1 protein-coding gene is annotated in these 1,257 nt (G+C 62.2%); it reads left to right on the forward strand.

The window, feature by feature from the left end; all coding sequences use genetic code 11:
• Positions 1 to 80: 80 nt before the first annotated feature.
• Positions 81 to 1,228 (forward strand): IS3 family transposase gene (locus AC6CH8_RS22790; RefSeq protein WP_498192459.1). Its coding sequence is split into 2 segments (ribosomal slippage): positions 81 to 354 and positions 354 to 1,228, totalling 1,149 coding nucleotides; the frame shifts between segments, so codons are not numbered across the junction.
• Positions 1,229 to 1,257 lie beyond the last annotated feature (29 nt).

Consider the following 1,257-nt stretch of genomic DNA (forward strand, 5'->3'; position numbering starts at 1 on the left):
TGGTTGGGTCCCCGCGTAGGAGTCCGGTGCTTGTGTGAGTTTCGTGTCCGAGAATGGACACAGGAGGAAATTCACGAATCATGGCACGCAGACACACCCCCGAGCAGGTCATCGCCAAGGTCCGGCAGGGCCAGAAAATGCTCAATGACGGGCGCCCGATGGTCGAGGTCATCAAGGAGCTCCAGATCACCGAAGCGACCTGGTACCGGTGGTTGAACCAGTACGGATCCGAGAAGAACGCCGAAGCGTCCAAACGGACCAGGGAGCTGGAGAAGGAGAACGCCCGGCTCAAGCGGCTTCTGGCGGAGAAGGAACTGGCCATCGACATCCTCAACGAGGTGGCGAAGGGAAAATTCTGAGCCCCGAACCCCGCCGCCGTGCCGTGCGCATGGCGGTGGAGAAGTTCGGGGCATCCGAACGCTTCGCCTGCGCGCTTCTGGGTCAGAACCGGTCCGCGTTCCGGAAGAAGAAACCCGACATGGGTTTCGAGGAAGCCCAGCTCCGCGTGGACCTGCGCGCCGTTGCCAGCCAGCACCCGGCGTGGGGTTGGCGGAAGGCCCGCTGGCACCTGCTGGGCCAGCCTGCCTGGGAGGGCGTGGCGCTGAACAGGAAACGGGTGCGCCGGCTCTGGCGCGACGAAGGCTTGGTTTGTAAAGCCAGGGCGCGGAAGAAGCGCCGCACCGGGCCCGGCGCCGGGGAGCAGAAGCGCCTGACCGCGGAATATCCGATGCATGTGGTCAGTTTCGATTTCCAGTCCGACGTGACTTCTTGCGGCCGGCACATCCGGTTCTTCAACGTCATCGACGAATACACCCGCACGGCGCTGGCGATCGTCCCGCGCCGGTCCTTCAAAGCCACTGACGTCGTCGCGGTGCTGGAGAACATCATCGCCGAAACCGGCACCGCACCGACCTACATCAGGTGTGACAACGGCCCGGAATTCACCGCCGCCGCACTGATCGGCTGGTGCAACACCGCCAGCGTCGACACCGCATTCATCGACCCCGGCTCACCCTGGCAGAACGGCTTCATCGAATCCTTCAACGCCCAATTCAGAAGGGAACAACTCTCCGGCGAAATCATGGACACCATGGCCGAAGCGAAGTATTTGGCCGAGGAATGGAAAGCTATCTACAATCATGTACGGCCCCACGGATCCCTGAACGGCATGACGCCGAAACGCTACTGGGAAACCTGGACGCAAGAAAACCAATCAGCTATCGCATAGACGCTGGACTGCTAACGGGGGCCCAACCA

It is taken from the genome of Paenarthrobacter sp. GQ52, from assembly GCF_059759005.1.